The organism is Novosphingobium sp. EMRT-2 (assembly GCF_005145025.1).
Taxonomy (GTDB): Bacteria; Pseudomonadota; Alphaproteobacteria; order Sphingomonadales; family Sphingomonadaceae; genus Novosphingobium.
Window position 1 is genome coordinate 678,589 of sequence record NZ_CP039695.1, and the last position, 24,870, is coordinate 703,458.

Annotated in this window: 26 protein-coding genes; 10 read left to right on the top strand and 16 right to left on the bottom strand. The window is 66.6% G+C overall.

What is annotated here, in order from left to right; translation table 11 throughout:
• Positions 1-80: 80 nt before the first annotated feature.
• Positions 81-1,169, bottom strand: a complete 1,089-nt coding sequence (locus FA702_RS03475; protein ID WP_136957250.1) for an IS5 family transposase — start codon at positions 1,167-1,169, stop codon at positions 81-83.
• A gap of 91 nt (positions 1,170-1,260) precedes the next feature.
• Between FA702_RS03475 and FA702_RS23100 the strand changes: the two genes are divergently transcribed.
• Entirely contained in the window at positions 1,261-1,392 is a 132-nt protein-coding gene (locus FA702_RS23100; protein WP_255504695.1) for a hypothetical protein, read from the top strand.
• 169 nt (positions 1,393-1,561) lie between these two features.
• Here FA702_RS23100 and FA702_RS03480 read toward each other — a convergent pair whose 3' ends face one another.
• The 5 genes from FA702_RS03480 to FA702_RS03500 all read right to left on the bottom strand — a co-directional run bounded on the left by FA702_RS03480 (position 1,562) and on the right by FA702_RS03500 (position 7,015).
• Complete coding sequence (locus FA702_RS03480) at positions 1,562-2,767, bottom strand: type III PLP-dependent enzyme (protein ID WP_136955039.1); 1,206 nt, start codon at positions 2,765-2,767, stop codon at positions 1,562-1,564.
• Between the two features lie 173 nt (positions 2,768-2,940).
• On the bottom strand, positions 2,941-4,167 hold the full coding sequence (locus FA702_RS03485) for a serine hydrolase (protein WP_136955040.1): 1,227 nt from the start codon (positions 4,165-4,167) through the stop codon (positions 2,941-2,943).
• A 70-nt stretch (positions 4,168-4,237) separates the two neighbouring features.
• A complete protein-coding gene (locus tag FA702_RS03490) occupies positions 4,238-5,431 on the bottom strand; it encodes a carboxynorspermidine decarboxylase (RefSeq protein ID WP_136955041.1) in 1,194 nt (397 codons plus the stop codon).
• Between the two features lie 10 nt (positions 5,432-5,441).
• The gene (locus FA702_RS03495) at positions 5,442-5,804 is read right to left on the bottom strand and encodes a hypothetical protein (RefSeq protein WP_136955042.1); all 363 of its coding nucleotides are present in this window, start codon (positions 5,802-5,804) and stop codon (positions 5,442-5,444) included.
• A complete protein-coding gene (locus tag FA702_RS03500) occupies positions 5,804-7,015 on the bottom strand; it encodes a saccharopine dehydrogenase family protein (protein ID WP_136955043.1) in 1,212 nt (403 codons plus the stop codon). The genes FA702_RS03495 and FA702_RS03500 overlap by 1 nt, the downstream gene beginning before the upstream one ends.
• Positions 7,016-7,090: 75 nt before the next feature.
• On the opposite strand from FA702_RS03500, the gene FA702_RS03505 reads away from it, so the two are divergent.
• The 5 genes from FA702_RS03505 (at position 7,091) to FA702_RS03525 (ending at position 11,019) form a co-directional block, all read left to right on the top strand.
• Entirely contained in the window at positions 7,091-8,092 is a 1,002-nt protein-coding gene (locus tag FA702_RS03505; RefSeq protein ID WP_136955044.1) for a threonine/serine dehydratase, read from the top strand.
• A gap of 79 nt (positions 8,093-8,171) precedes the next feature.
• Entirely contained in the window at positions 8,172-9,389 is a 1,218-nt protein-coding gene (locus FA702_RS03510) for a DUF3419 family protein (RefSeq protein ID WP_136955045.1), read from the top strand.
• Positions 9,386-10,051 carry a class I SAM-dependent methyltransferase gene (locus FA702_RS03515; protein ID WP_136955046.1) on the top strand — a complete coding sequence of 222 codons (666 nt, stop codon included), beginning with the start codon at positions 9,386-9,388 and terminating at the stop codon, positions 10,049-10,051. The genes FA702_RS03510 and FA702_RS03515 overlap by 4 nt, the downstream gene beginning before the upstream one ends.
• 79 nt (positions 10,052-10,130) lie before the next feature.
• Positions 10,131-10,559, top strand: a complete 429-nt coding sequence (locus FA702_RS03520; RefSeq protein ID WP_136955047.1) for an MAPEG family protein — start codon at positions 10,131-10,133, stop codon at positions 10,557-10,559.
• Positions 10,560-10,590: 31 nt separating this feature from the next.
• Positions 10,591-11,019 (top strand): MAPEG family protein, encoded by a 429-nt coding sequence (locus tag FA702_RS03525; RefSeq protein WP_136955048.1) that lies wholly within the window; start codon positions 10,591-10,593, stop codon positions 11,017-11,019.
• A gap of 4 nt (positions 11,020-11,023) precedes the next feature.
• Here the strand turns inward: FA702_RS03525 and FA702_RS03530 are convergent, their stop codons facing one another.
• The 7 genes from FA702_RS03530 to FA702_RS03560 all read right to left on the bottom strand — a co-directional run bounded on the left by FA702_RS03530 (position 11,024) and on the right by FA702_RS03560 (position 19,340).
• On the bottom strand, positions 11,024-12,229 hold the full coding sequence (locus FA702_RS03530; protein ID WP_136955049.1) for a class I SAM-dependent RNA methyltransferase: 1,206 nt from the start codon (positions 12,227-12,229) through the stop codon (positions 11,024-11,026).
• Positions 12,226-13,635: an NAD(P)H-hydrate dehydratase gene (locus tag FA702_RS03535; RefSeq protein ID WP_136955050.1), complete on the bottom strand. Its 1,410-nt coding sequence runs from the start codon at positions 13,633-13,635 to the stop codon at positions 12,226-12,228. The genes FA702_RS03530 and FA702_RS03535 overlap by 4 nt, the downstream gene beginning before the upstream one ends.
• Positions 13,636-13,671: 36 nt before the next feature.
• Positions 13,672-15,537 carry a dihydroxy-acid dehydratase gene (gene ilvD / locus FA702_RS03540; RefSeq protein ID WP_136955051.1) on the bottom strand — a complete coding sequence of 622 codons (1,866 nt, stop codon included), beginning with the start codon at positions 15,535-15,537 and terminating at the stop codon, positions 13,672-13,674.
• A 121-nt stretch (positions 15,538-15,658) separates the two neighbouring features.
• Positions 15,659-16,381 carry an N-formylglutamate amidohydrolase gene (locus tag FA702_RS03545; RefSeq protein ID WP_136955052.1) on the bottom strand — a complete coding sequence of 241 codons (723 nt, stop codon included), beginning with the start codon at positions 16,379-16,381 and terminating at the stop codon, positions 15,659-15,661.
• Entirely contained in the window at positions 16,378-17,202 is an 825-nt protein-coding gene (locus FA702_RS03550) for a 4-(cytidine 5'-diphospho)-2-C-methyl-D-erythritol kinase (RefSeq protein WP_136955053.1), read from the bottom strand. Before FA702_RS03550 ends, FA702_RS03545 begins: the two co-directional genes overlap by 4 nt.
• Complete coding sequence (locus FA702_RS03555; protein WP_255504696.1) at positions 17,199-17,576, bottom strand: endonuclease domain-containing protein; 378 nt, start codon at positions 17,574-17,576, stop codon at positions 17,199-17,201. Before FA702_RS03555 ends, FA702_RS03550 begins: the two co-directional genes overlap by 4 nt.
• Before the next feature lie 114 nt (positions 17,577-17,690).
• On the bottom strand, positions 17,691-19,340 hold the full coding sequence (locus FA702_RS03560; protein ID WP_136955055.1) for an electron transfer flavoprotein-ubiquinone oxidoreductase: 1,650 nt from the start codon (positions 19,338-19,340) through the stop codon (positions 17,691-17,693).
• Positions 19,341-19,450: 110 nt separating this feature from the next.
• On the opposite strand from FA702_RS03560, the gene FA702_RS03565 reads away from it, so the two are divergent.
• The 4 genes from FA702_RS03565 (at position 19,451) to FA702_RS03580 (ending at position 23,678) form a co-directional block, all read left to right on the top strand.
• Positions 19,451-20,230: a uracil-DNA glycosylase family protein gene (locus FA702_RS03565; RefSeq protein WP_136955056.1), complete on the top strand. Its 780-nt coding sequence runs from the start codon at positions 19,451-19,453 to the stop codon at positions 20,228-20,230.
• A gap of 66 nt (positions 20,231-20,296) precedes the next feature.
• Positions 20,297-22,018, top strand: a complete 1,722-nt coding sequence (locus FA702_RS03570) for a lytic transglycosylase domain-containing protein (protein ID WP_136957251.1) — start codon at positions 20,297-20,299, stop codon at positions 22,016-22,018.
• The gene (gene moaB / locus FA702_RS03575; RefSeq protein WP_136955057.1) at positions 22,008-22,535 is read left to right on the top strand and encodes a molybdenum cofactor biosynthesis protein B; all 528 of its coding nucleotides are present in this window, start codon (positions 22,008-22,010) and stop codon (positions 22,533-22,535) included. The genes FA702_RS03570 and moaB overlap by 11 nt, the downstream gene beginning before the upstream one ends.
• A 63-nt stretch (positions 22,536-22,598) precedes the next feature.
• Complete coding sequence (locus FA702_RS03580; RefSeq protein ID WP_255504697.1) at positions 22,599-23,678, top strand: PA0069 family radical SAM protein; 1,080 nt, start codon at positions 22,599-22,601, stop codon at positions 23,676-23,678.
• Positions 23,679-23,844: 166 nt separating this feature from the next.
• On the opposite strand, the gene FA702_RS03585 is transcribed toward FA702_RS03580, so the two are convergent.
• Genes FA702_RS03585 through FA702_RS03595 form a run of 3 tightly spaced genes read right to left on the bottom strand, consistent with a single transcriptional unit; the run spans position 23,845 to position 24,870 of the window.
• Positions 23,845-24,135 (bottom strand): hypothetical protein, encoded by a 291-nt coding sequence (locus FA702_RS03585; protein WP_136955059.1) that lies wholly within the window; start codon positions 24,133-24,135, stop codon positions 23,845-23,847.
• A complete protein-coding gene (locus tag FA702_RS03590; protein ID WP_125955232.1) occupies positions 24,132-24,452 on the bottom strand; it encodes a YbjQ family protein in 321 nt (106 codons plus the stop codon). Before FA702_RS03590 ends, FA702_RS03585 begins: the two co-directional genes overlap by 4 nt.
• Positions 24,453-24,456: 4 nt before the next feature.
• A complete protein-coding gene (locus tag FA702_RS03595; RefSeq protein WP_136955060.1) occupies positions 24,457-24,870 on the bottom strand; it encodes a DUF1330 domain-containing protein in 414 nt (137 codons plus the stop codon).

Sequence of the window (24,870 nt, forward strand, 5' to 3'; positions counted from 1 at the left end):
AGCGGGTGGCGAGCTCCAGGCTTGGGTTGCTGATCTGCTTATTTTCTTGGCGGAGCCGGCTGCGTGGGCCGGTTTTTGGGTCACGCGGGCGCAGTACGCCCCTCAAGCCATGCGAGGCGCTGGAAGTTATAGGCAAGGTTGGCCATGCCGATCTTGATGCGGGCGCGGGCAATGCCGATGGTGCGCACGATCAGGCCCATGCGGTGCTTTTGCCCGGCAAAGACGTGTTCGACTGCCGAGCGGATGGCCGATCGCTTCGCATTGGCTCTGGCGACACGCTCGGGCATGGCACGGCGGTTCGGTTTGCGCTGGTGGATGTGGCTCTTGAACATGCCCCTCTCGAGAAAGGTTTCGTTTTTCTTCGACCGGTAGGCGGTATCAGCCCAGACGCCCGAACCGGTGTTGTTCGTGCTGATCAGGTCAGGCAACCGGGCGCCGTCATGGGCATTGGCGGCACTGGCATCCCAGGTCCGGATCAACCCGTGAGCCCGGTCGATGCCGATGTGGTTCTTGTAGCCGAACATCGGGATGGCGAGATCGACCGGCTTGAAGGCCTTGGGATCGGCACCCTCCTTCACCTTGGCCTTGGTGTACTTCACGCTCCAGCGGGCATCGCGATCCTTCTGACGGAGCCGGGCTGGCTTTGCCTTCCATGCCTCCGGGATCCGGCCGTCCTTGATCGCTGCCTTCTCCTCGTCGGTGTTCCGCTGCTTGGGGGCAGGCACAACGGTAGCATCGATGATCTGGCCGCCCATGGCGAGATAGCCCCGGTCGGTCAGTGCGGCATCGAAGCGGGCGAAGAGCTTGTCGATTGCCTTGGCTTGCACCAAGCGCTCGCGGAACAGCCACACCGTCGTTGCATCCGGCACCGTGCCATCGAGCCCAAGGCCCAGGAAGCGCTGGAACGACAAGCGATCCTTGATCTGGAATTCCGTCGCTTCGTCCGAAAGCGAATAGAGCGCCTGCAGCACCAGAATTTTGAACATCATCACCGGGTCAAACGGCGGCCGCCCGCCTTTGCCACGAACACTGCGGCGCAGAGCGGCGATCAATGGCCCCCGGAAAACCTCAAAGTCGACCACCCCGGACAGACGCTCCAACGGATCACCCGCTGCGCTCAAGGCCTCGTACCGGTTCGAAAGATCAAAGAAACCGGGCTGTCCCGCCATCATCGCCTCCGCTCATCCGCAAGGGCAGTGAATCAGGTCAGGCCGACAAGCGCCAGAGTTTTTCGAACCCTCCATCTATGCCAGCATCGATGTGCAGAAGAACTTCCAGTTCTACGGCGGGATCAGCAACCTGTTCAACCAGAAGCCTGATCTCGGATCGGTCCTCTACCCGACCGAGGACATCGGCACGTCGTTCTACGCCGGCGCGCGTGTGAAGTTCTGACGATGTCCGGGGAGGAGGATGCCCTGCGCCAACGCAGGGCATCCTTCCCTGGCGGCCCCGTCAAGCCGTAGGGGCCGCTCCCCGGCATCTGGCCTGTCAAGACGGCAAACGAAAAAGGCCCCGCCATCGGCGGGGCCTTTTCTTTCCGGTCCGCAGCTACGGAACGGTATCAGCGCAGCGAAACGACGTTGTCCGAAACGCGCGGGTCGCGCCGGTCGCCACGATATTGGCTGGCCATCGGCTCGTCCGAAACCTCGAACACCTCGGTAGCGCCGAAGCCGTTGAACGCGGTCTTCATCGCCGCGCCATAGGCCCCGAGCATGCCGATCTCGATGTAGTCGCCCGCCTTGATGTCCGCCGGCAGTTCGAACGGACCGTCCATGTGGTCCATGTCGTCGCAGGTCGGGCCATAGAAACTGAACGGCACGAAGTCGTCCGAAGCCTCTTCGCGCAGCAGCTTCACCGGGAAGCGCCAGCCGACATGCGCGGCATCGAACAGCGCACCATAGGCGCCATCGTTGATGTACAGCTCATCGCCGCGGCGCTTTTCGACGCGCACGATCATCGAGTTGAATTCCGCGCACAGCGCCCGGCCCGGTTCGCACCACAGTTCGGCCGAATAGGACACCGGCAGCGATTCATAGGTGCGGTCGATCACGCCGAAGTAATCCTCCAGCGGCGGCGGTTCCATGCCCGGATAGATCGACGGGAAACCACCGCCCACGTCGATGATGTCGACGAGGACCGAGGCATCGACGATCGCCGCGCGCGCCTTTTCCAAAGCCTGCACATAGGCATGCGGGCTCATCGCTTGGCTGCCCACGTGGAAGCACACGCCCAGCGAATCCGCCGCCTGGCGCGTGGCCTGCAGCAGTTCCGCCGCATCGGTCAGGTCGCAGCCGAACTTGGAGGCGAGGCTGAGCTCCGAATACTCCGACGACACGCGCAGGCGCACGCACAGCGTGAGGTCTTCGGCCGCGTTGCCGGCGTCGTCGGCGGTGGCCGCCTTGATCTTCTCCAGTTCCTCGAGCGAATCGAGGCTGAACACGCGCACGCCATGATCGCGATAGGCCTCGCGGATCGCGCCGGGCGCCTTGACCGGATGCATGAAGCACAGCGTGGCTTCGGGCAGCGTCGTGCGCACCAGCCGGGCCTCGGTGATCGAGGCGACGTCGTAGTGCGTCACGCCGGTATCCCACAGCACGCGCAGAAGCTCGGGCGAAGGATTCGCCTTCACCGCATAGAGCGACTTGCCCGGAAACTTCTCGACAAAGAAGCGGGCAGCGCGCGCAGCGGCATGCGGGCGATTCAGAATGGCGGGTTGGTCAGGCGCCGAGGCGCCAACTACAGCCAGTGCGTCAGGATAGATGTGCAACTCAAGGGACCCCCAAACGGAAATGTTGAACAAAGCTGCCTTGCGGTTTGGAAGTCCCCATGGGGCAGCGAGAGGGGGTACATAAGGCTACCGTTGTGAACTTCAAGTGAAAATCTTCGCGCTTCAAATCCCTGTCACTGAACTGAAACACAAGCCGCCGGAATCCAGTGTTTTCAGGGTTTCAGCGCCTGCGCAAGCGCGCGCCAGGCGGGCAGCGAAACGGCGGCGTTGGCGCTGTTCGCGGCCACAGGGTGCGAGGCGAATCGTGCGATCACCATCTCCGCCATCGGGTCGATCCACAGCGTCTGCCCATGGATGCCCCGCGCCGAGAAACAGCCGTGTTCGTCGTGGCTGATCCACCACTGGCTGCGATAGCTCCAGCCCGGCAATTCGGGGTAACGCCCAGCGAGGTCGAACTTCGCCGGATCGCCCCCTGTGCGGATGCGCGCGATCACAGCTGGCGGGATCACGCCCGCCCCGCCGGTGCGGATTGCCTCCCCGAACCGCGTCAGGTCTTCCAGCCGCAGGTTGAGCCCTCCCCCGGCGAAGGAAGTCCCCACCGGGTCCAGCAGCATGTCCGCATCGCCCGGCAAGCCCAGCGGCCGCCACAGGCGTTCCGACAGCGTTTCATGCAGGCGCCGCCCCTCGATCCGCGCGATGATCCAGGCGAGGACATCGGTGTTGGCGGTGCGATAGACGAACGCCTCGCCGTGTTGCCCCGCCTTGCGGATGGTGGGTAGGAAATCGGGCAGGCACGAGGGGCCGGCATAGCCCGCCGGGCGCGGCGTGAGCGCCAGCGCGGCGCTGAGCGCGCCGATACCGGAGGAAGGATCGGCATAGTCCTCGGAAAAATCGATCGCGGTCGTCATGTCCAGGATCTGCCGCACCGTGGCATCGGCAAAGCCGCTGCCGGCCAGTTCCGGCACGTAGTCCAGCGCGGGGGCGGCGGGATCGAGCCGGCCTTCCTCCACTAGCATTTCAGCGAGCGTGCCGACGAAGCTCTTGGTCATGGAAAAGGCGATGTGGCGCGTTTCCGGGCCGGTCACGCCGAACCAGCGCTCGAACACCACCCGGCCGCGATGGAGCACGAGGATGCCATCGGTGAAGGCCTCCAGCAGCGCCTCTCCAATCGTGATCGTTCCCTCGCGCCCCAGCGGCGCGAAGCGCACCCCATCCAGATCGTCGTCGACGGCGCGGGGCAGCGGCGCTCCGCCCGCGCCGGCAACGCGCGCGGTCGGCGTGAATTCGCGCATATGGGAAAAGGCCCAGCGCGTGGTCGGAAAGCGCATGTGATCGGCGCGCGCGGCCAACAGGCGCTTGTCCGGCGCGGGCGGCGCTCCCTGCATCCAGCCCATCGCCACGGGATCGCTGGTGATCGCGTCGAGCAGCTTGTCCGGCATTCAACCCTCTCCGTTTTCGTTTTCGGAAAGGAGCATGCCCCAGGGTGCCCGTTCAGGCCAGCCCTCCCGATCAGGAAAGCCTGTCGCGAAAATCCTCGTAGGCGAAGCGCCGCACGCATTCGAGCGCATCGGTTTCGCTGTCCCACAACCATATCGAGGGCAGCGGCACGCCGTTGAAGGTCGTGGTCTTGACCATCGAGTAGTGCGCCTGATCGAGAAAGGCGAAGCGCACGCCGGGTTCGACCGGCGCCGGCAGCCGGAAATCGCCGATCACGTCGCCGGCAAGGCACGAAGGACCGCCCAGGCGCACGGCCTCCCCTTCCCCGCCTTCGTACTCGTCCGTTGGCCGCTCGCCCAGCATGGCTGGGCGGTAGGGCGCTTCCAGCACGTCGGGCATGTGGCAGGTGGCGGAAATATCGGTGATGGCGATCGGCATCCCGTTCCAGTGGGTATCGAGCACGGTGCCCACGAGGATTCCGGCATCCAGCGCCACCGCCTCGCCCGGTTCGAGATAGATCTCGCACCCGGTTTCGGCCTTCACCTGCTGCAGGAACGCCACCAGATCGTCGCGCTGGTAATCGGCGCGGGTGATGTGGTGGCCACCACCGAAGTTCAGCCATTCAAGGCGCGGGAAGAACCGCTCGATACGCGGCTTGAGTGCTTCCCACGTGCGCTGCAGCGGCTCGAAGTCCTGCTCGCACAGCGAATGGAAGTGCAGCCCGGTCACGCCTTCCATGTGCGCGTCGGTCAGTTGGTCGACCGGGAAGCCAAGGCGCGAATGCGGCGCGCATGGATCGTAGCGCGGCACTTCGCCTTCGGCGTGGAGCGGGTTGATGCGCAAGGCCACGTCGAAGTGCTCGCCAGCGCTGCGCGCGGCGGCAAGCTCGCCGGAGAAGCGCGCATGCTGGCCCGGCGAATTGAAGATCACATGGTCGGACAGGCGCAGGATCTCGGGCAGGTCCTCCGCCTTGTAGGCCGCGCAATAGGTCGCGATCTCGCCGCCGTAGTGCTCGTCGGCGAGCTTGGCTTCCCACAGGCCGGACGTACAGACGCCATCGAGGTACTGGCCGACGATGGGCGCGACGCGCCACATCGAGAACGCCTTGAGCGCCGCCAGAACCTTGATCCCCGCCCGATCGCGCACGTCGGCCAGCACCGCCAGATTGGCACGCAGCCGGGCCGCGTCCACGACGAAGGCGGGACTATCGACCCGCGACAGGTCGAAATGGGCGAACGCGCCCGGATCACCGGCTCTGGTTTCCATGGGCAGTCCTTCAGTCGATGCAGAGGCCGGGCTGCGCCTTGCCGTCCCGCACTTCGGCAAAGCAGCCGAACAACCTGTCGTCGGCTTGGCACTTCCCCGATGCAGGTTCACCGGCGGCGGGCAGTCCGCCCTCGCGATCGGCAATGCAGCGTCCCTGGCAATCGGCCTTGTCATGGCAGGCCTTGCCCGCATCGGCATAGCGATGGACGCACAGTTCGGCGCCTAGGCGCCCGCGCCGCTCCAGGAACCCGCCACTCGCCGCGCACGACGGGCCGGATTGCGCGACGGGCGCGGAAGGCGCCGTCGGCGCCTTGGCCGGCGCGCAGGCCGCCAGCGCCTGGCAGGCAACAAGGCTGATCAGCAGGCGGCGCATCAAAATGCCAGCGGTCCCTCGAGTTCCTTCACCTGCCAGGGCAGGCCGTGCTTGTTCAGCATGTCCATGTAGGGGTCGGGATCGAACTGTTCCATGTTGAACACGCCCTCGCCCTTCCACACGCCCTGCACCATCAGCGCGGCGCCGATCATCGCGGGCACACCGGTGGTGTAGCTGACCGCCTGGTTGCCGGTTTCGGCATAGGCGTCCTCGTGATCGCAGATGTTGTAGATGTAGAAGGTCTTCTCGCCCGAACCGTCCAGCGCCTCGCCCGTGGCGATGTCGCCGATGTTGGTCTTGCCCTTGGTGGTGGAACCAAGGCTCGACGGTTCGGGCAGCACGGCCTTCAGGAACTGGAGCGGGATAATCTCCTTGCCTTCGTAGATCACCGGGTCGATCCGCGTCATGCCCACGTTCTGCAGCACGGTGAGGTGCGTGATATAGGCATCGCCGAAGGTCATCCAGAAGCGCGCGCGCTCCATTTCCGGAATGAACTTCGCCAGGCTTTCCAGCTCCTCGTGGTACATCAGGTACATGTTCTTCGGGCCGACCGCCTCGAAATCGAAGGTCTGCTTCACCGACATCGCCGGGGTTTCCACCCAGTCGCCATTCTCCCAGTGGCGCGCGGGCGCGGTCACTTCGCGGATGTTGATTTCCGGATTGAAGTTGGTGGCGAAGTGCTGGCCGTGATCGCCGCCGTTGCAATCCAGGATGTCGAGCGTGCGGATGGTCTTGAGCTTGTGTTTCTTCAGCCACATCGCGAACGCGCTGGTCACGCCCGGATCGAAGCCCGAGCCCAGCAGCGCCATCAGGCCGGCGGCCTTGAACTTTTCCTGGTAGGCCCACTGCCACTTGTATTCGAACTTCGCTTCCTCGCGCGGTTCGTAGTTGGCGGTGTCCATGTAGTTGACGCCGGCGGCAAGGCAGGCGTCCATGATCGCCAGGTCCTGATACGGCAGCGCCAGGTTCACGACGAGCACGGGCTGAACCTCCCGGATCAGCGCGGTCGTCGCGGCCACGTCGTCGGCGTCGATCTGGTAGGTCGCCACGTCGCGCCCGGTGCGCTGCTTAACCGAAGCGGCGATCGCATCGCACTTGCTCTTGGTGCGGCTGGCGAGAACAACGTCGCCAAAGATATCCGGGTTCATCGCCATCTTGTGGACCGCGACCGAGCCGACGCCGCCTGCGCCGATGACGAGTACTTTAGCCATGGGTTCTCCAAACATTTTCAACCGCCGCGCGGCACGGCGCGGGACATTCATGGCAAGCGCCTTTAGGGGATAGGAATGACAAACCCAAGTCCTCCTTCTTCCTCAGGCCCCGCTTCCGTCCGCCGCCCCACCCGCGATGGCGTGCTGCGCGCGGCCGCGAAGATCGCGGACATCCTGCCACAAACCCCGATGCTGCCGCTCGATGTCAACGGCGTGACAATCTGGTGCAAGGTGGAGAGCCTGCAACCCGTTGGCGCGTTCAAGATCCGCGGCGCATGGCACCGGATGAGCGACCTTTCGCCGGACGAGAGGGCGCGCGGCGTGGTGGCGGTATCGAGCGGCAACCACGCGCAGGGGGTGGCCTGGGCGGCGCGCAGGCTGGGCGTGGCGGCCACGATCGTGATGCCGTCCGACGCGCCGGGGGTGAAGCTGGAAGCGACGCGGGCGCTGGGCGCGCAGATCGTGCTCTACCAACGGATGCGCGAATCGCGCGATGCCATCGCCGCCGATCTCTGCGCGAAAACCGGCGCGGTGCTCGTCCACGCCTATGGCGATCCCTGGGTGATCGAAGGGCAGGGTTCGGCGGGCATCGAACTGGCGGCGCAGATGGAAGCGCGAGCCGGCGGCGCGCCCACGCGGATCGTCTGCCCCTGCGGCGGCGGCGGACTCACCGCCGGCCTCGCCCTCGCCTGCCCCGATGCGGAAATCGTGCCGGTGGAACCGGAAGGCTGGGACGATGTGACGCGCAGCCTGGCGGCGGGGCATATCCTGCTGCTCGACGCCAATCCACCGCCGACCGCCTGCGACGCCTTGCAGACACCCGTAACGTTCCCGGTCAACTTCGAGGTGATGACGGCCCGCGGACTGCAAGGCGTGACCGTGAGCGAAGCCGAAGTGCGCGCCGCGCAAAGGCTGGCGTTCGCGAAACTGCGCCTGGTGATCGAGCCGGGCGGCGCGGCGGCGCTGGCGGCCGTGCTGGCCGGCAAGGTCCCGGCCGACGGGCGCACGGCGGTATTGCTGTCCGGCGGGAACGTCGATCCGGCCTCTTTCCTGCAGGTCATCGCCACGCCCGGTTGAACCGCCCCCCTCTGCCACAATACCGCAACGTCCGAAGCCTAATCGCGCGTCATCCATTGGCGATGTCCGAGGTTTCGCAATGCTGGAGAGAGCGCGCACTCATCCGATTACCCGTTCGGTGGTCCGCAAAGGTTCGGGCGTGGCCAACCGCTTGCTCGATCACACGTTTGCCCTCGCGTTCCGGGGCCTGGTCTATGCTCAGATCTGGGAAGATCCCGAAGTGGACATGGAGGCGCTGCAGATTCGCCCCGACAGCCGCATGGTCGCCATCGCCAGCGGCGGCTGCAACGTGCTTTCGTACCTCGTTGCCGATCCGCAGGCGATCACCGCCGTCGATCTCAACACCGCGCATATCGCACTCAACCGGCTCAAGCTCGCCTCGGCCCGGCACCTGCCCAGCCACGCGCTATTCCGCCGCTTCTTCGCCGATGCCGACAGCCGCGCCAACATCGCCGCCTATCGCGAATGGGTGGCCCCCCACCTCGACGAGGTCAGCCGCCGCTATTGGGAAGGGCGTGACCTTTCCGGACGCCGCCGCATCGGCGGCTTCAGCAAGGGCATCTACAAGCGCGGGCTGCTCGGCAACTTCATCGGCGTGGCGCATCTTCTGGCGAAGCTGTACCGCATCGACCTGTCGGAAATCCTCGCCGCGCCGACGCTGGAGGAGCAGCGCCGCGTGTTCGAGGAAAAGCTGGCCCCGGTGTTCGACCGGCGCTTCGTGCGCTGGCTGACCGACCAGCCGGCCTCGCTGTTCGGGCTTGGCATTCCCCCGGCGCAGTTCGATGCGCTGGCCGGCGACCAGCCGATGGCGGCCGTGCTGCGCCAGCGGCTGGAAAAGCTGGCCTGCGGCTTCGCCATCAACGACAACTATTTCGCCTGGCAGGCCTTTTCGCGCGGGTACGGCAAGGCACCCGAATGCCCGCTGCCCCCGTACCTGCAGGAAGCGAACTGGAACGCCGTGCGGGCACGGGCCGAACGCGTGACGGTTCGCCACGCCAACATGACGGAACACCTCGCACAGCAGGATGCCGCCTCGCTCGATCGCTACGTACTGCTCGATGCGCAGGACTGGATGACCGACGACCAGCTCAACGCGCTGTGGCGCGAGATCACCCGCACTGCTCGCCCCGGCGCGCGCGTGCTGTTCCGCACCGCCGCCGCGCCCAGCCTGCTGCCGGGCCGCGTCGATGAAGCGATGCTGGCGCGCTGGCGCTATCACGAAGCCCTGTCGCTTGACCTGACCGCGCGCGATCGCTCGTCGATCTATGGCGGCGTCCACCTCTACGAACTGGCATGAGCACGATACTCACCCGCCCCGCAACGGGATCGCACGGCGCGTTGATGGATTCGATCTATCGCCGCCAGCGCCACATCTATGACGCGACGCGCAAGTACTACCTGTTCGGGCGCGATACGCTGATCGACCGGATGGGCTGCGCGCCGGGCCAGAGCGTGCTGGAAGTGGGCTGCGGCACCGGCCGCAACCTGGCCCGAATCGGATCGCGCTGGCCGTGGGTGCGGCTGCACGGCTTCGACATATCGGCGCATATGCTGGAAACGGCGGAAGCCCGGTTGGGCACCGATGCGCGGCTGGCGTTGGGGGATGCGACCCACTTCGATCCCGCCGCCCTGTTCGGCATCAGCCAGTTCGACCATGTGATGATTTCCTTCGCGCTTTCGATGATCCCGGACTGGCGGGCGGCGATCGATCAGGCGGCGCGTGTGCTGGCGCCCGGCGGCAAGCTCCATATTGTCGATTTCGGCGATCTCGGCGGACTGCCCCGCCCTTTGCGCGCCTTGCTCAACGCCTGGCTGGCCCATTTTCACGTCCAGCCCCGGCTCGATCTGGTAGAAAGTGCCGAAACGGTGGCGCAGGCGCGCCGGCTCACGGTCCGCACGAGACGCGGTCCGCTCGGCTACTACCGTATCGTCACGCTGCGCCGGCCGGACACGGACTGAGCCTCGAATACCAGTTGCATTTGACAATTTATCCCGCTGTCCACAGTCTCCCGGCCTGAAACGGGTGGAGAGGACAACGATGCAACAGGCAATGCTGGCGCCCGCCGCCGTTCTGGTGGCGTGGTCGCTGATCATGCTGGGCTGGGCCGCGGCGACGCGCCTGCCGGCCCTGTCGCGGATCGGTGGAATGGCCAACGCCAAGCCGGGCGGTCGCGGACAGGATCTGGAAGGCGTGCTGCCGCCGGTGGTGAACTGGAAATCGCACAACTACACGCACCTGATGGAGCAGCCGACGCTGTTCTACGCGGTGGTCGCGATCCTGGCCATCGTCGGGGCCGATCGGATCGATGTGGGGCTGGCCTGGGGCTATGTCGGCCTGCGCGTGGTCCATTCGCTGTGGCAGGCGACGGTCAACCGCGTTCCGGTGCGCTTCACGCTGTTCAGCCTTTCCACGTTCTGCCTGATCGGCCTGACGATCCGGGCCGTGCTGGCGACGGTTGTCATCTAACGCGCAAATTCAAAAGAGGGGGAGAATGCCAATGATCGGAATGACCATCCTGAAACCCGTGGTCCTGCTCGCGGCCTGGACCATGGTGATGTGGCTGTGGATGTACGCCACGCGCATCCCGGCAATGAACGCGGCGAAAATCGACAGCGCCACCCTCACGGGCGGCACCGGCAAGGATCTCGATGCGGTGCTGCCGTCCAAGGTCCAGTGGATCGCCCACAACTACAACCACCTGCACGAAGCACCGACCGTGTTCTACGCCGTGGCGCTGGTGCTGGCGATCACGGGCCACGGCGATGGCCTGAACGCCACGCTGGGCTGGAGCTATGCCGGCCTGCGCGTGGTGCACAGCCTTGTGCAGGCGACGGTCAACCGCGTGCTGGTGCGTTTCGCGCTGTTCGCGCTGTCGACATTCGTGCTGATGGCGCTGGTCGTCCACGCCGCGATGGCGGTGTTCTGACCCGTCAATCCTTAAGAAACAGGCTGGCCAGTTCGACATGGATCGACCAACGGAACTGCCCCACCGGGCGCAGTTCGGCCAGCCTGTATCCTCCGGCGATCAGCGTGGCCGCATCACGCGCCCAGCTTGCCGGGTTGCAACTGACATAGACCACGCGCGGCACGCGGCTTTCGGCGATCTGCGCCACCTGCTCGCGCGCGCCGGCGCGCGGGGGATCGAGCAGCACCGCGCCGAAGCGATCGAGTTCCTCGGACCGCAGCGGGTTGCGGAACAGATCGCGGTGCAGCGCGTGGACCGGCCGCCCGTTCATCCGCGCGGCGGACTGGCAAGCCAGGTGCGCATCGCGCGCGGCTTCGGCCGCCAGCACCTTGGTGCCCGGCCCGGCAAGGGCAAAGGCGAAGGTCCCCAGCCCGGCGAAGAGATCGGCCACCGTCCGCGCATCGCCCAGCCATGCGCGCGCGGCCGACACCAGCGCATCTTCCCCGTCCTGCGTGGCCTGGAGAAAGCCGCCCGGTGGTAGCGCGACCGGGGTTCCGCCCAGCGTGATGGTAACCGGCTCCGGCTCCCACACCGTTTCGGGGCCATAGCCGGAATCGAGCGTCAGGCGCGCAAGGCCATTGTCGCGCGCGAAATCCAGCAGCGCCTCGGTCTGCCGCAGACCCTCGGCGACCAAGCCCTGCAGCCCCACCGAGACGCCCTGATCGGCCAGCGCCAGTTCGATGTCGACCGCGAGCTTGCGATCGTTCCAGCCTTCCAGCAGCTTGCGCAACGGCGCTACCAGAGCGAACAGCGGCGGTGCCAGAACCGCGCATTCGCGCATGTCGACGATCCGGTGCGATCCCTGTTCGCGGAACCCAAGCACCACGCGCCGGCCGATCGCCTGCGCATGCAGCGTCGCGCGGCGGCGCGTGTGCGGCGGGGAAAGGTGCGCGGGCAGGATCGCTTCGGCCTCAAGCCCCTGACCCCGCGCCGCGCCGACGACGCGATCCTGCACGTAGTCCACCAACGCCTTTTCGGAGAGGTGCTGCAACTGGCAACCACCGCACGCGGGAAAGTGGCGGCAGGCGGGATCGACATGCTCCGGTCCCCGCGTCAACGTGCCATCGGTTTCCAGCGCGTCTCCCGGAGCGGCGAGCGCTACATAGCGCCCGTCAGCGGTCGCGCCTTCGCCCTTCGCGGCAACGCGCACGATCACGGCCCGGCCGGTCATGCGATCGCTGCCCGCACGGCCAGCCGCGTCGCGCGGGCCAGATCGAGCGCGGTAAAGGCAGGGCCGGCCAGCTGAGCTGCCTCACCGTGCAGCCAAAGCCCCTCCTGCGCGGCTTGCACGGCATCACCGTGCATCGCCAGCCGGCTCGCGATAATCCCGGCGAGCACATCCCCCGATCCAGCCACGGCGAGCCAACTCGGCGCGCGGGGCGCGAGCGTGACCGAGCCATCGGGGGCCGCGATCAGGCTATCCGGTCCCTTGAGCAGCACCACAGCGCCGCTCGCACGCGCCAGTGCAACCGCGCGGTCCCGCCGAAGGCCGTCGCCGGACAGGGCGAAGGCGCGTTCCAGCGCCGCCATCTCGCCCTCGTGCGGCGTCAGCACGCAGGCCGCGCGCAAGGGCAGGTCCGGTCCCAGCAGCATCAGCGCATCGGCATCGATCACCGTGGGCAAGCCGCGCGAAACCACCGCGCCCAAACGCGCGCGGGCGGTCTGCCCCCGGCCCAGCCCCGGCCCGACCAGCAGCGCCGCGATCCGTTCATCGGCGATGCCCGTGGCAACGTCTTCCACGCAGACCAATTCGGGCGGCACGCCATCCGGCCGCCAATCGGCCAGCAGGCGCACATAGCCCGCGCCCGCCCGCAGCGCCGCTTCGGCCGAGAGGAGAGGCGCGCCGGGCATCTCGCCGCCGACGATGGCCAGCAGACCGCGCCGGTACTTGTGGGAATCGGCGGGCGGCGCGTGGAGCACCGGCTTGTCCAGCACCACCGCCGCGCCCGGCATCGCCGCCACGCCGATATCGACCAGCCGCAGGTGCCCCATCCCCGCCACCGCTGGCATCGCGAAATGCGCGTGCTTCCACGCGCCCAGCGCCACAGTCAGGTCCCAGTCCGGCAGTCCCTCGTTCAACGATCGCCCACTGTCGCTTTCCACCCCGCTCGGCAGATCGGCCGTGATCCTGACATGATGCGCCGCCGCCAGACGGCGCAGCAGCGCAAGAAGATCGTCGGGCAGCGCGCGCGTCAGGCCGCTGCCGAACAGGCAATCGACAAATACCTCGCCATGCACGGCCGCGTCCGGCCCCAGCACCGTGCCGGTAAACAGACCACGCGCGTTGCGCGCGGCGTCCGTCCCCGGATCGCGCGCGGCGATCACGGTGACGGGGGTGCCGTGCTCCTGCAAATGGCGCGCGATGACGTAGCCGTCGCCACCGTTGTTGCCCGGTCCGCACAGTACGGTCACCGGGCGGCCCGCCGCGATCCGGCGGACATATTCGCCCGCACCGCGCCCGGCCACGTCCATCAGCGCTTCCACGCTGGTGCCAGTGGCGATCAGCGCTTCCTCGGCCGCGCGCATCTGCGCGACGGTGAGCACCTGCCTCAGGACGGATGCACGGTGTTGCGGCATGGTTGGCCCCGCCCCCCTTCAACCCTGCCGGCGCGCTCAGCCGCGCGCGGCGGGCTTGAGCTGCGAAATGTCGCGCACCGCGCCCTTCGCAGCGCTGGTGGTCATCGCGGCATAGGCCTGCAACGCCACTGAAACCTTGCGCGCGCGCGGCTTCAGCGGCTTCCACGCGGCGTCGCCGGTGGCCTCCATCTCGGCACGGCGCGCCGCGAGTTCCGCGTCCGACACCGCCAGGCTGATCGTGCGCGCGGGGATGTCGATGTCGATGCGGTCGCCATTGCGGACCAACCCGATCGCGCCGCCTTCCGCCGCTTCGGGCGAGACGTGGCCGATCGACAGGCCCGACGTGCCACCCGAAAAGCGCCCGTCGGTGATCAGCGCGCAGGCTTTGCCCAGCCCCTTCGATTTGATGTAGCTGGTGGGGTAGAGCATTTCCTGCATGCCCGGCCCGCCTTTCGGCCCTTCGTAGCGGATCACCACGACATCGCCCGCCTTGACCTGACCGGTCAGGATCCCGGTGACGGCCGCGTCCTGGCTTTCGAACACCACCGCCGGCCCGGAGAACTTCAGGATCGATTCGTCGACTCCCGCCGTCTTCACGATGCAGCCGTCGAGCGCGATATTGCCAGTCAGCACCGCCAGACCGCCATCCTTGCTGAAGGCGTGTTCGGCCGACCGGATCACGCCGCTCTCGCGATCGAGATCGAGCGAATCCCAGCGGCGGTTCTGGCTGAACGCAGTCTGCGTGGGCACACCGCCGGGCGCGGCCTTGAAGAATTCCTGCACCGAAGGTGCGTTGGTGCGCGCGATGTCCCACTGGTTGAGCGCGTCGCCCAGCGTACGGCTGTGGACGGTCGGTAGGTCGGTGTTCAGCAGTCCCGCCCGGTCAAGCTCGCCCAGGATCGCGAAGATACCACCGGCGCGGTGGACGTCCTCCATGTGAACATCGGCCTTTGCCGGCGCCACCTTCGACAGGCAGGGCACCCGGCGCGAGAGGCGATCGATGTCCGTCATGGTGAAATCGACGCCCGCTTCCTGCGCGGCGGCCAGCAGGTGCAGCACGGTGTTGGTCGAACCGCCCATCGCGATGTCGAGGCTCATCGCGTTCTCGAATGCGGCGAAGCTGGCGATCGCGCGCGGCAGCGCGGTCTCGTCCTCGTCCTCGTAGTACCGCTTGCACAAGTCCACCACCAGGCGGCCGGCCTCGCGGAACAGACGCTCGCGATCGGCGTGAGTCGCCAGCGTGGACCCGTTGCCCGGCAGCGACAGCCCCAGCGCCTCGGTCAGACAGTTCATCGAATTAGCGGTGAACATGCCCGAGCACGAACCGCAGGTGGGGCAGGCGGACCGTTCGATCGTCTGCACTTCCTCGTCAGTGTAGGATTCGTCGGCAGCGGCGACCATCGCGTCGATCAGGTCCAGCGCGTGTTCCTTGCCGCGCAGCACCACCTTGCCCGCTTCCATCGGCCCGCCCGAAACGAACACCACCGGGATGTTGATCCGCATCGCCGCCATCAGCATGCCCGGCGTGATCTTGTCGCAGTTCGAGATGCACACCATCGCGTCGGCGCAATGGGCGTTGACCATGTATTCCACGCTGTCGGCGATCAGATCGCGGCTGGGCAGCGAATAGAGCATGCCATCGTGGCCCATGGCGATGCCGTCATCCACCGCGATCGTGTTGAATTCCTTGGCGACGCCGCCCGCTGCCTCGATCTCGCGCGCGACGAGCTGGCCCAGGTCCTTGAGATGGACGTGCCCCGGCACGAACTGCGTGAAGCTGTTCACCACCGCGATGATCGGCTTGCCGAAATCGCTGTCCTTCATCCCCGTCGCGCGCCACAGCCCCCGTGCCCCCGCCATGTTGCGACCATGGGTGGACGTGCGCGAACGATAGGCTGGCATGGGTACGAACTCCGGAAACTGACTCGAAAATCACAGGCTCAAACCTGCCACCTACTCCACGCGGGAAGGCCAGTCGAAGGATAATTTTCAAGGTCGGCCAGCGCGCTGACGCCCGGAATCCCTAGCTGATTTCAAGCGCAACCTGATTGGCGACGCGGGCCAGCAGTTCCGCCCAGCGCGCCTGCCCCTCCGCCGTGCCGATCTGGTCCTGCCGCACTTCCACCCCCAGATAGGGACGGCCTTCCGCTTCGGCATGGCGGTTCATCGTGGCGTTGAGCAGGCGGCCGGAATAGGGTTCCTGATCGCCCACGATCAGCCCCGCGGCCTCCAGCAGCGGAATCGCGACGCGCGCGGCGCGATCGTCCTCGTTGTAAAGCACGCCGATCTGCCACGGGCGCGGTTCGTCGCTGGTCGCCAGGCGCGGGGTGAAGCTGTGCAGCGAGAGGATCAGCGCGGCGGGCGCGGCATCGAGCGCATCGGCCAGCGCCGCGTGATAGGGCCGGAAGAACCGCGTCAGTCGCGCCTCGTGCCCCGCATGATCCAGCGCGTTGCCAGGAATGGCATGCCCGTCGCTGGCGATGGGGATGACGGCGGGCGCGTGTTCATCCCGGTTGAAATCACAGACGAGCCGACTGACGTTGCCAAGGAACGCGGCGATGCCCGGCCGCTCCACCATGCGTTCGGCAATGCCGGCGACGCCGATATCCACCGCGATGTGCTGGTCGAGCAGCGCGGGGTCGATGCCAAGGTCGATGCCATCGGGCACGCGGTTGGAGGCATGGTCCGATACCACCATGATGCCACCGAAGCGCGGCGTGCCGAGCAGGCGGAAGGCGTCGGTCATCTCAAGGCTCCCGCCAAGGTCCACCAACCGGGCCGGCGGGTTGCAATCGATCGCGCCGCCGCATCGCGCGCCGTGCTGGTTTCGAACAGCGCAAAGCACGTCGCGCCCGAGCCGGACATGCGGGCAAGACGTGGGCCAGTTGCCTGAAGCGCGGCCAGCACGTCGGCAATCTGCGGGTGCAACGCCACGGCCGGCATTTCCAGATCGTTGCGCGCATTACCCCAGTTGGCAACGTCCAGCGCGCCCCGGTCGATGCCGTCCCACGCGGCGAAGACCGGGCCGGTGGGGCAGGCAACGCGCGGATTGACCAGCAGCACCGGCAATCCGGCCAGGGCGCTGCCGTCTATAGGCGTGAGCTTCTCCCCCACGCCTTCGCCATGCACGGTTTGCGAAGCGACACAGGCGGGTACATCGGCGCCGAGGTCTGCCGCGATGTCGGAAGGACGCACATGGTCCGGCCCCAGCCGCCACATCCGCGCGAGCAGGCGCAGGGCTGCCGCCGCGTCTGCCGATCCACCGCCGATACCGGCGGCGATGGGCAAGCGCTTGTCCAGCGTGAACGCCGCGCCGCCCCGGAAGCCGTTGCGGTCGGCAAGCATCCGTGCGGCGCGCAGGACGAGGTTGTCGTCGCCGTTTGACAGCCCATCGGCGAACGGACCGGTGATCGTGAGCGAGAACGCGTCAGCCGGTTCGGCGGTCAGTTCGTCGCCCGCGTCCACGAAGGCGAACAGCGTCTCCAGTTCGTGATAACCATCAGCCCGGCGCCGCCGCACGTGGAGCGCGAGATTGAGCTTGGCATAGGCGGTTTCACGCATCGTCATGCCTCCCCGTCAAGGGGAGGGGGACCATCCGCAGGATGGTGGAGGGGCACTCGCGCTTTCGCGGCAAGCCTTGCCGAACGCTCTTCACAAACAACGACAATCCGCGTCACCACAAGATTCAGATCTTCCAGCACCACTCTGGCAGGAATTCTGAGCGTCGCGATACCCTGCGATCGTAAAAAATGCGAGCGGACAGCATCATGATCGATCCGACCGGCCGCATCGTGAACCGCACCATCGATTTCGATCGCAAGGCGCAAGCGCGCGCAATAGAAATCCACGATATAGCTTCCGGCCGGATGCTGGCGGCGAAATTTGAAGCCGCCAGGCCGAAGGCGCAGGGCTCTCCACAGGATAACCTCGGGCAGGGTCATCTCGCTACGCAGTTTCCGCGCGAGTTTGACTGTCCGCCCGGGTCCGGTGACCATGCCCGTGCCCCTCCGCCATCCTGCGGATGGTCCCCCTCCCCATAACGGGGGGGACCTAAATCACATATTCGGATAGTTCGGCCCGCCGCCGCCTTCGGGCGTTACCCAGTCGATGTTCTGCGTCACGTCCTTGATGTCGCAGGTCTTGCAGTGGACGCAGTTCTGCGCGTTGATCTGCAGGCGCGGTTCGCCTTCCTCGACGCCGACGAACTCATAGACGCCCGCCGGGCAATAGCGCTGCTCCGGCCCGGCATAGAGCGGCAGGTTGATCCGCGTCGGCACGGTCGGGTCCTTCAGCACGAGGTGGCACGGCTGGTCCTCCTCGTGATTGGTATAGGAGAACGAAACCGAGGTCAGGCGGTCGAAGCTGATCACGCCATCGGGCTTGGGATAGGCGATCGGCTTGAACAGATCGGCGCGCTGCGTCGCTTCGGCATCCTTGTGGTGCTTGAGCGGCTTCCACAGGCCGAAGCCGGCAATCGTGCGCAGCCACATGTCCGTGCCGGCCAGCACGGTGCCGAGTTCGCCGCCGAACTTGGCGATCAGCGGCTGGGCGTTCTGCACCTTCTTCAGTTCGGTGGCGATCCAGCTTTCGCGCACGGCCGCGTCGTATTCGGCCATCGCGTCCTTCTCGCGCCCGGCCGCGATCGCGGCGGCGGCGGCTTCGGCCGCGAGCATGCCGCTCTTCATCGCGGTGTGGCTGCCCTTGATGCGCGGCACGTTGACGAAGCCGGCCGAGCAGCCGATCAGCGCGCCGCCGGGGAACGCCAGCTCCGGCACGGACTGCCAGCCCCCTTCGTTGATCGCCCGCGCCCCATAGGACACACGGCGGCCACCTTCCAGGATCTTGCGGATTTCCGGGTGCTGCTTCCAGCGCTGGAACTCTTCGAACGGATAGACATAGGGGTTGGCGTAATCGAGCGCGGTGACGAACCCGAGCGCGACCTGGTTGTTCGCCTGATGATAGAGGAACCCGCCGCCCCAAGTGTTGCTTTCCGAAAGCGGCCAGCCCTGCGTGTGCAGCACGCGGCCCGGAACGTGCTTTTCGGGATCGATGTCCCACAGTTCCTTGATGCCGATGCCATAGACCTGCGGTTCGCAGTTCCGCTCCAGATCGAAGTGCTGCTTCAGTCGCTTGGTCAGATGCCCGCGCGCGCCTTCGGCAAAGAAGGTGTACTTGGCGTGCAATTCCATGCCGGGCTGGTAATCGGCCTTCTTCTCGCCATCGCGGCCCACGCCCATGTCGCCGGTGGCCACGCCCATGACCGCGCCGTTCTCGTCGAACAGCACTTCGGCCGCCGGGAAGCCGGGGAAGATTTCGACGCCCAGTTCCATCGCCTGTTCGGCCAGCCAGCGGCACAGGTTGCCCAGACTGCCGGTGTAGTTGCCGTGGTTCGACATGAACGGCGGCATCGGCCAGTGCGGAATCGCCATCTTGCCGGTGCGGGTCAGCACCCAGTGCCAGTTGTCGGTGACGGGCGTTTCCGCCATCGGGCAGCCTTGCTCGCGCCATTCGGGCAGCAGTTCGTCCAGCGCCTTCGGATCGACCACCGCGCCCGACAGGATATGCGCGCCGATCTCCGACCCCTTTTCCAGGAGGCAGACGGAAATCTCGGGATTGATCTGCTTCAGGCGGATGGATGCCGCCAGCCCGGCCGGACCGCCGCCGACGATGACGACGTCATAAGGCATCGATTCCCGTTCGCTCATTCCCCTGCTCCGTGTTCTTAATTGCGCGCTGAACGTGTTAGTGCCTTGAAAGCTGCCTTGTGCAAGGTCAAGACCGCAAGCACTGTCCCATGGAATAATGCAGAGACCTGATGGCGGAAAGCATCGCGGATATTCGTGCTCGGACGCCAGCGCTCGTTGCCGCCGCCTTCGACTGGTGGCGCGACGCGGGTGTGGATTGCGCCTTCGTCGATGATCCGCAGGACTGGCTCGCCGAAGCCCACGCCCGCGCTCAAACGGAAAAGGGAGACGCTCGACCGGCACCAGTCCGAAAAGCGCCCGAAACGCCGGCTGTGGTCGAAATTCCGCGCGTGGGCGGCCCGCGCGATCAGTGGCCGGCAACACTGGCGGAGTTCCCTTCGTGGTGGCTTTCGGAACCATCGCTGGCTCCCGCCGGCCTGCCGCGCGTGCCCCCCGCCGGCCCTGCGCAGGCCGGTCTGATGGTGCTGGTGGCGATGCCCGAAGAGGACGATAGCGAGGCGCTGCTATCCGGGCGCGCGGGCCGGTTGCTCGACGCGATGCTGGCCGCGATGGGCCTGTCCCGCGCGCAGACCTACATCGCGGCCGCGTTGCCGGCCCGAATCGCCGCGCCGGACTGGACCCGCCTGGCGGAAACGGGAATGGGCGCCATTCTGGCGCACCATGTCACCCTGGCGGCGCCGCGCAGGATGCTTGTGTTCGGGAGATCGGGCATTTCAACGCTGATGGGCAACGATTCACCGAATAATGCTGCGAATTTGGACTCGTTTAACCATGACGGAGGCAGGGTTCCGGCGGCTTCGGCCCATGACCTTGAAGCGATGCTGGCGCGGCCGGCGCTCAAGGCGGGCATTTGGAGCCGCTGGCTTGAATGGACGACGGACGGGGACTGAACCTTGGTGATCAACAGGCGCCTCACCCGCGCAGCCCTTCTGGGATTGGCGGCGGTGGCCGGCTCGATGGCGGGCACGATGCCCGCGCACGCCAACAGCGCGGCGGTCGACTATTTCCGCAGCCGCGCGGATCGAACTGCCGTTCCCTCGCTGCTGAGCCAGGACGACCGCCAGTATTACCGTGACCTGTTCGGCGCGATCGAGCGCGAGGATTGGGCGTCGGTCCAGTCGATGTTCGTCAAGCGCGCCGATGGTCCGCTCCATGCGGTCGCCCGCGCGCAATTCTACCTCGCCGCCTCGTCGCCGCGCATCGAACTCGATTCGCTGAACCAGCTGCTGGCGCAGGCCCCGGAACTGCCGTGGGCCGAACAGATCGGCCGGCTGGCGATCAAGCGTGGCGCCACCGCCCTGCCCGTGCCGCTGCCCAGCACGCAGCAGCTTTTCGCGATGCCTTCGGTATCCAAGCGCATCCGCCCCCGCTCGATCGCCGATGGCACGATGCCGGATTCGGTCGCCAGCGCGATCCAGCTCCGGATCAAGAATGATGATCCGATGGGCGCCAAGGTCCTGCTCGACGGCATCGATGCCTCGCTATCGTCCGACGCGCGCGCCGAATGGCGCCAGAAGGTCGGCTGGGCGTTCTACATCGAAAATCAGGATGCCGATGCCCGCGCGGTGTCGCTGAGCGCGGTTGAAGGCTCCGGCCCGTGGATTGCCGAGGCGCTGTGGACGGCAGGGCTTGCAAGCTGGCGCATGGACGATTGCCTTGCCGCCGCCGATAGCTTCGAAAAGGCCGCCGGGCAGGCCCAGAATCAGGAACTCTCCTCGGCCGCGCATTACTGGGCCAGCCGCGCGTGGCTACGTTGCCGCAAGCCCGAAAAGGTGACAGCGGCGTTGCGCGCCGCCGCCCGCAGCCGCGATACGCTCTATGGGATGATGGCCGCCGAGGCGCTGGGGCTGCGCGAAGGCCAGCTCGCCACCACGCCCGATTTCAGCAACGATGACTGGCAGAAGCTGCGCGCGGTCAACAACGTGCGCTTGGCCGTGCAGCTGGCCGAGATCGGCCGCGATGGCCTGGCGGACGAAGTGCTGCGCTATCAGGCGCGGATCGGCGATCCTGGTCTCTATGCCCCGCTGTCGCGCCTCGCGCGCGATCTGGGCCTGCCCTCCACGCAATTGTGGATGGCCTACAACGCCCCGGCCGGCGCGCGGGCCGATGAAGCCGCGCGCTTCCCCGCGCCGAAGTGGGCGCCGGCCAACGGTTGGAAGGTCGATCCGGCGCTGGTCTTTGCCCATTCGCTGCAGGAATCGAACTTCCGCACCGCCGTCACCAGCCCGGCCGGCGCGCGCGGGCTGATGCAGGTGATGCCCGGCACCGCGCGCGACATGGCGCGGAACGATCCGGCGATGGCGGGGCGTGACCGCCAGCTCGATCAGCCCGACGTCAACCTTGCCTTCGGCCAGACCTACCTCACCCAGCTGCGCGATTCGGGCGCGACAGGCGGGCTCCTGCCCAAGGTCATGGCCGCGTACAACGCCGGACCGCTGCCGATCGCGCGCTGGAACACCGAAATCCACGATGGCGGCGATCCGCTGCTGTGGATGGAGTCGATTCCCTACTGGGAGACGCGGGGCTACGTCGCCATCGTGATGCGCAATTACTGGATGTATGAGCGGCAGGCGGGCGGTCCCTCCGACAGCCGGATCGGGCTTGTGCAAGGCCTTTGGCCCAAGTTCCCCGGGCTTTCGGGCGCGGAGAACGTGCGGGTCGCCTATAATGGCCATTGATCCCTCGCGCACGTTCAAGCCGATCAACATCGCCCTGCTCACCGTGTCCGACACGCGCGGGCCGGAAGACGATACCTCGGGTGACATCCTTGCCGGGCGCATTGCCGGCGCCGGTCACACCCTGGCCGCCCGCGCCATCGAGAAGGACGACGCCGCCCGCATCGCCGAGCGACTGAACACCTGGATCGACGATCGCGCGATAGACGCGGTGGTCATCACCGGCGGCACGGGCCTCACCGGCCGCGACGTGACGCCCGAAGCGCTCGACCGCGTGAAGACGCGCGACATTCCGGGCTTCGGCGAACTGTTCCGCTGGATCAGCTACAAGACCATCGGCACCAGCACGATCCAGTCGCGCGCCTGCGCGGTGGTGGCGCGCGGGACGTACATCTTCGCCCTGCCCGGGTCCAACGGCGCGGTGAAGGACGGCTGGGACGGCATCCTGGCCGAACAGCTCGACAGCCGGAACCGCCCCTGCAATTTCGTGGAACTGATGCCGCGCCTGCTGGAAGTCTGAGCGCCTGGATTGCAGCCCGCGCCAGCGGTTGCGCTTGTTCTTTTTATGTTCTATTTTGCGAGAATGGCCCGTTCCGTTCCCATTCACGGCCGAGGCGCGCAATCGGGCGCCGTGCCGACGCGCTTCGGCCTGGCCACGCGCGAGGAGGATGGGGACTGGCTTGACGCGCGCGAAGGGATAGACGGCGCGCCGGGCAAGCTGCGGACCACGGTGATCGATCTGCACCCCAAATCGATCGTCACGTTCAACACATCGCCCGACATCGCCTTTGACCGTTCGCTCAATGCCTATGCCGGCTGCGAGCACGGCTGCATCTACTGCTATGCGCGGCCGAGCCATGCCTATCACGATCTGTCCCCCGGCCTCGATTTCGAAACGAAACTGTTCGCCAAGCCGCAGGCCGCGGACCTCTTGCGCAAGACGTTCGCCAAGCGGGGATACCGCCCCCGGCCGCTGGCCATGGGGACCAATACCGATCCCTATCAGCCGATCGAGGCGCGCTATCGCATCACGCGGCAGGTGCTGGAAACCTGCCTGGAAACACGCCATCCGGTGACGATCACCACCAAGTCGGCCCGCGTGCTGGACGATCTGGACCTGCTGGCCGAACTGGCGCGCCACCGGCTGACCGCCGTGAGCATCTCGGTGACGAGTCTCGATCCGCACCTGTCCCGCCTGCTGGAACCGCGCGCCTCAGCCCCCGCCAAGCGGCTGGCCGCGCTGGGCAGGCTGGTGGAAGCGGGCGTGCCAGCGCATGTCTCGGTCGCGCCGGTCATCCCTTCGATCACCGATGAATTCATGGAAGGCATTCTCGAACGCGCCGGCACGCTGGGCGTGCGGTCAGCCAGCTGGATCATGCTGCGCCTGCCGCACGAAGTGGCGCCGCTGTTTCGCGAATGGCTGTCCGTCCACTTCCCCGATCGCGCGGGCAAGGTCATGGCCATCGTGCAGGACGTGCGCGACGGGCGGGACAACGATCCCGGTTTCTTCACCCGGATGAAGCCGCAGGGGGTGTGGGCCGACCTGATCCGCACCCGCTTCCGCCTGGGCTGCAAGCGCGCGGGGATAGGCCGCATGGATATCGATCTCGATTGTTCGGCCTTCCGCCCGCCCAGCGTGGATGGGCAGCTCAGCCTTCTCTAGGGCGTTTAGGTTTTTTACAAACTCACCATCGTCATTGCGAGGAGACAAAGTCGACGAAGCAATCCAGAGTCACGCTCAAGCCGCTCTGGATTGCTTCGCTACGCTCGCAATGACGAACGCGTAAGGTGAAAGTGTGCAAGCGACATAATCGACTTCTCTAGGGTCATTAGGCACGTTCCGCCGGTTCGTAGCGCCGTTCGCCGGTCAGCGGATCGTACCAGACCTCGATGATCGCGCCCGTCTCGTGATCGATCTCGCGCTCGCCGGTGCGCTGCCACTGGCCGTGCGGAGAGCGCCTGCGTCCGCGATAGCCGGCGTCGAACACGGTGCCGATCACGATCAGCGCGGCGAACACGAACAGACCGGCTCCGCCCCCGGTGCTGCCTTCGAGCGCCACGCCGCCGCATACCATCGCGACCGCCAGCACCAGCGCGGCGATGCGGCCATTGCGCGTCATTGCGGTTTCAGCCTCACCGCCGTGCCATAGGCGACGACTTCGTTCATCGTCTGCCCGATCGATCCGGAATCGAAGCGCATCATCACCACGGCATCAGCGCCCATCAGCCGCGCGTTCATCACCAGCCGATCGATCGCGTGCCGCCGGGTATCCTCCACCAGCGCCGAATATTCCTTGATCTCGCCACCCACAATCGAGCGCAAGCCGGCCAGGATGTTCCCGCCCAGCCCCCGGCTGCGCACGACCACGCCGAACACCTGTCCCAGCGCTTCCTGCACTTCGCGCCCGGCGACATTCTCCGTCGTGGTCACGATCATGCGCCTATCCTTTCGTCGATGAAAACCGCACCAGCCGGCTGTCCCGCACCGCCGCCTGGCGATGGACGACGACCGGCTTGTATTCGGGGTCCGTCACCATGGCGAGGAACGCCGCGGCATCGGGATAGCCCATGACGAACGTGGCATCCCACGGCCATTCCTCCGGCCCGGTGACGACGCACTCGAAATCGCCTTCCCAGACCATGCTCGCGCCCACTTTCGCCAGCACCGGCGCGATCGCGCGGTGGTATTCGGCATAGGCCTGCGCGCCCGTCCAGCCCTTGTCCGCCAGCGGATGCCCTGCGGGATAAGTCGCCTTGTCCTTGAAGCGGACAAGATTCAGCATCCGGATCGGCGTGTTGCGCGGCAGCGCCTTGAAGCGGTCGAAGTTGGCGCGGTCCGGATCGATGTAGTCCAT

What these genes read in the sequence shown, in the direction of transcription:
- FA702_RS03595 (WP_136955060.1), bottom strand. Translation starts at nt 24,870, where the DNA reads ATGGACTACATCGATCCGGACCGCGCCAACTTCGACCGCTTCAAGGCG.
- moaB (WP_136955057.1), top strand. Translation starts at nt 22,008, where the DNA reads ATGGCCATTGATCCCTCGCGCACGTTCAAGCCGATCAACATCGCCCTG.
- FA702_RS03475 (WP_136957250.1), bottom strand. Translation starts at nt 1,169, where the DNA reads ATGGCGGGACAGCCCGGTTTCTTTGATCTTTCGAACCGGTACGAGGCC.
- FA702_RS03560 (WP_136955055.1), bottom strand. Translation starts at nt 19,340, where the DNA reads ATGAGCGAACGGGAATCGATGCCTTATGACGTCGTCATCGTCGGCGGC.
- FA702_RS03565 (WP_136955056.1), top strand. Translation starts at nt 19,451, where the DNA reads ATGGCGGAAAGCATCGCGGATATTCGTGCTCGGACGCCAGCGCTCGTT.
- FA702_RS03570 (WP_136957251.1), top strand. Translation starts at nt 20,297, where the DNA reads ATGGCGGGCACGATGCCCGCGCACGCCAACAGCGCGGCGGTCGACTAT.
- FA702_RS03495 (WP_136955042.1), bottom strand. Translation starts at nt 5,804, where the DNA reads ATGCGCCGCCTGCTGATCAGCCTTGTTGCCTGCCAGGCGCTGGCGGCC.
- FA702_RS03530 (WP_136955049.1), bottom strand. Translation starts at nt 12,229, where the DNA reads ATGACCGGCCGGGCCGTGATCGTGCGCGTTGCCGCGAAGGGCGAAGGC.
- FA702_RS03585 (WP_136955059.1), bottom strand. Translation starts at nt 24,135, where the DNA reads ATGACGCGCAATGGCCGCATCGCCGCGCTGGTGCTGGCGGTCGCGATG.
- FA702_RS03500 (WP_136955043.1), bottom strand. Translation starts at nt 7,015, where the DNA reads ATGGCTAAAGTACTCGTCATCGGCGCAGGCGGCGTCGGCTCGGTCGCG.
- FA702_RS03535 (WP_136955050.1), bottom strand. Translation starts at nt 13,635, where the DNA reads ATGCCGCAACACCGTGCATCCGTCCTGAGGCAGGTGCTCACCGTCGCG.
- FA702_RS03520 (WP_136955047.1), top strand. Translation starts at nt 10,131, where the DNA reads ATGCAACAGGCAATGCTGGCGCCCGCCGCCGTTCTGGTGGCGTGGTCG.
- FA702_RS03490 (WP_136955041.1), bottom strand. Translation starts at nt 5,431, where the DNA reads ATGGAAACCAGAGCCGGTGATCCGGGCGCGTTCGCCCATTTCGACCTG.
- FA702_RS03545 (WP_136955052.1), bottom strand. Translation starts at nt 16,381, where the DNA reads ATGACCGACGCCTTCCGCCTGCTCGGCACGCCGCGCTTCGGTGGCATC.
- ilvD (WP_136955051.1), bottom strand. Translation starts at nt 15,537, where the DNA reads ATGCCAGCCTATCGTTCGCGCACGTCCACCCATGGTCGCAACATGGCG.
- FA702_RS03505 (WP_136955044.1), top strand. Translation starts at nt 7,091, where the DNA reads ATGACAAACCCAAGTCCTCCTTCTTCCTCAGGCCCCGCTTCCGTCCGC.
- FA702_RS03580 (WP_255504697.1), top strand. Translation starts at nt 22,599, where the DNA reads ATGGCCCGTTCCGTTCCCATTCACGGCCGAGGCGCGCAATCGGGCGCC.
- FA702_RS03525 (WP_136955048.1), top strand. Translation starts at nt 10,591, where the DNA reads ATGATCGGAATGACCATCCTGAAACCCGTGGTCCTGCTCGCGGCCTGG.
- FA702_RS03550 (WP_136955053.1), bottom strand. Translation starts at nt 17,202, where the DNA reads ATGACGATGCGTGAAACCGCCTATGCCAAGCTCAATCTCGCGCTCCAC.
- FA702_RS03515 (WP_136955046.1), top strand. Translation starts at nt 9,386, where the DNA reads ATGAGCACGATACTCACCCGCCCCGCAACGGGATCGCACGGCGCGTTG.
- FA702_RS03510 (WP_136955045.1), top strand. Translation starts at nt 8,172, where the DNA reads ATGCTGGAGAGAGCGCGCACTCATCCGATTACCCGTTCGGTGGTCCGC.
- FA702_RS03555 (WP_255504696.1), bottom strand. Translation starts at nt 17,576, where the DNA reads ATGACCCTGCCCGAGGTTATCCTGTGGAGAGCCCTGCGCCTTCGGCCT.
- FA702_RS03590 (WP_125955232.1), bottom strand. Translation starts at nt 24,452, where the DNA reads ATGATCGTGACCACGACGGAGAATGTCGCCGGGCGCGAAGTGCAGGAA.
- FA702_RS03485 (WP_136955040.1), bottom strand. Translation starts at nt 4,167, where the DNA reads ATGCCGGACAAGCTGCTCGACGCGATCACCAGCGATCCCGTGGCGATG.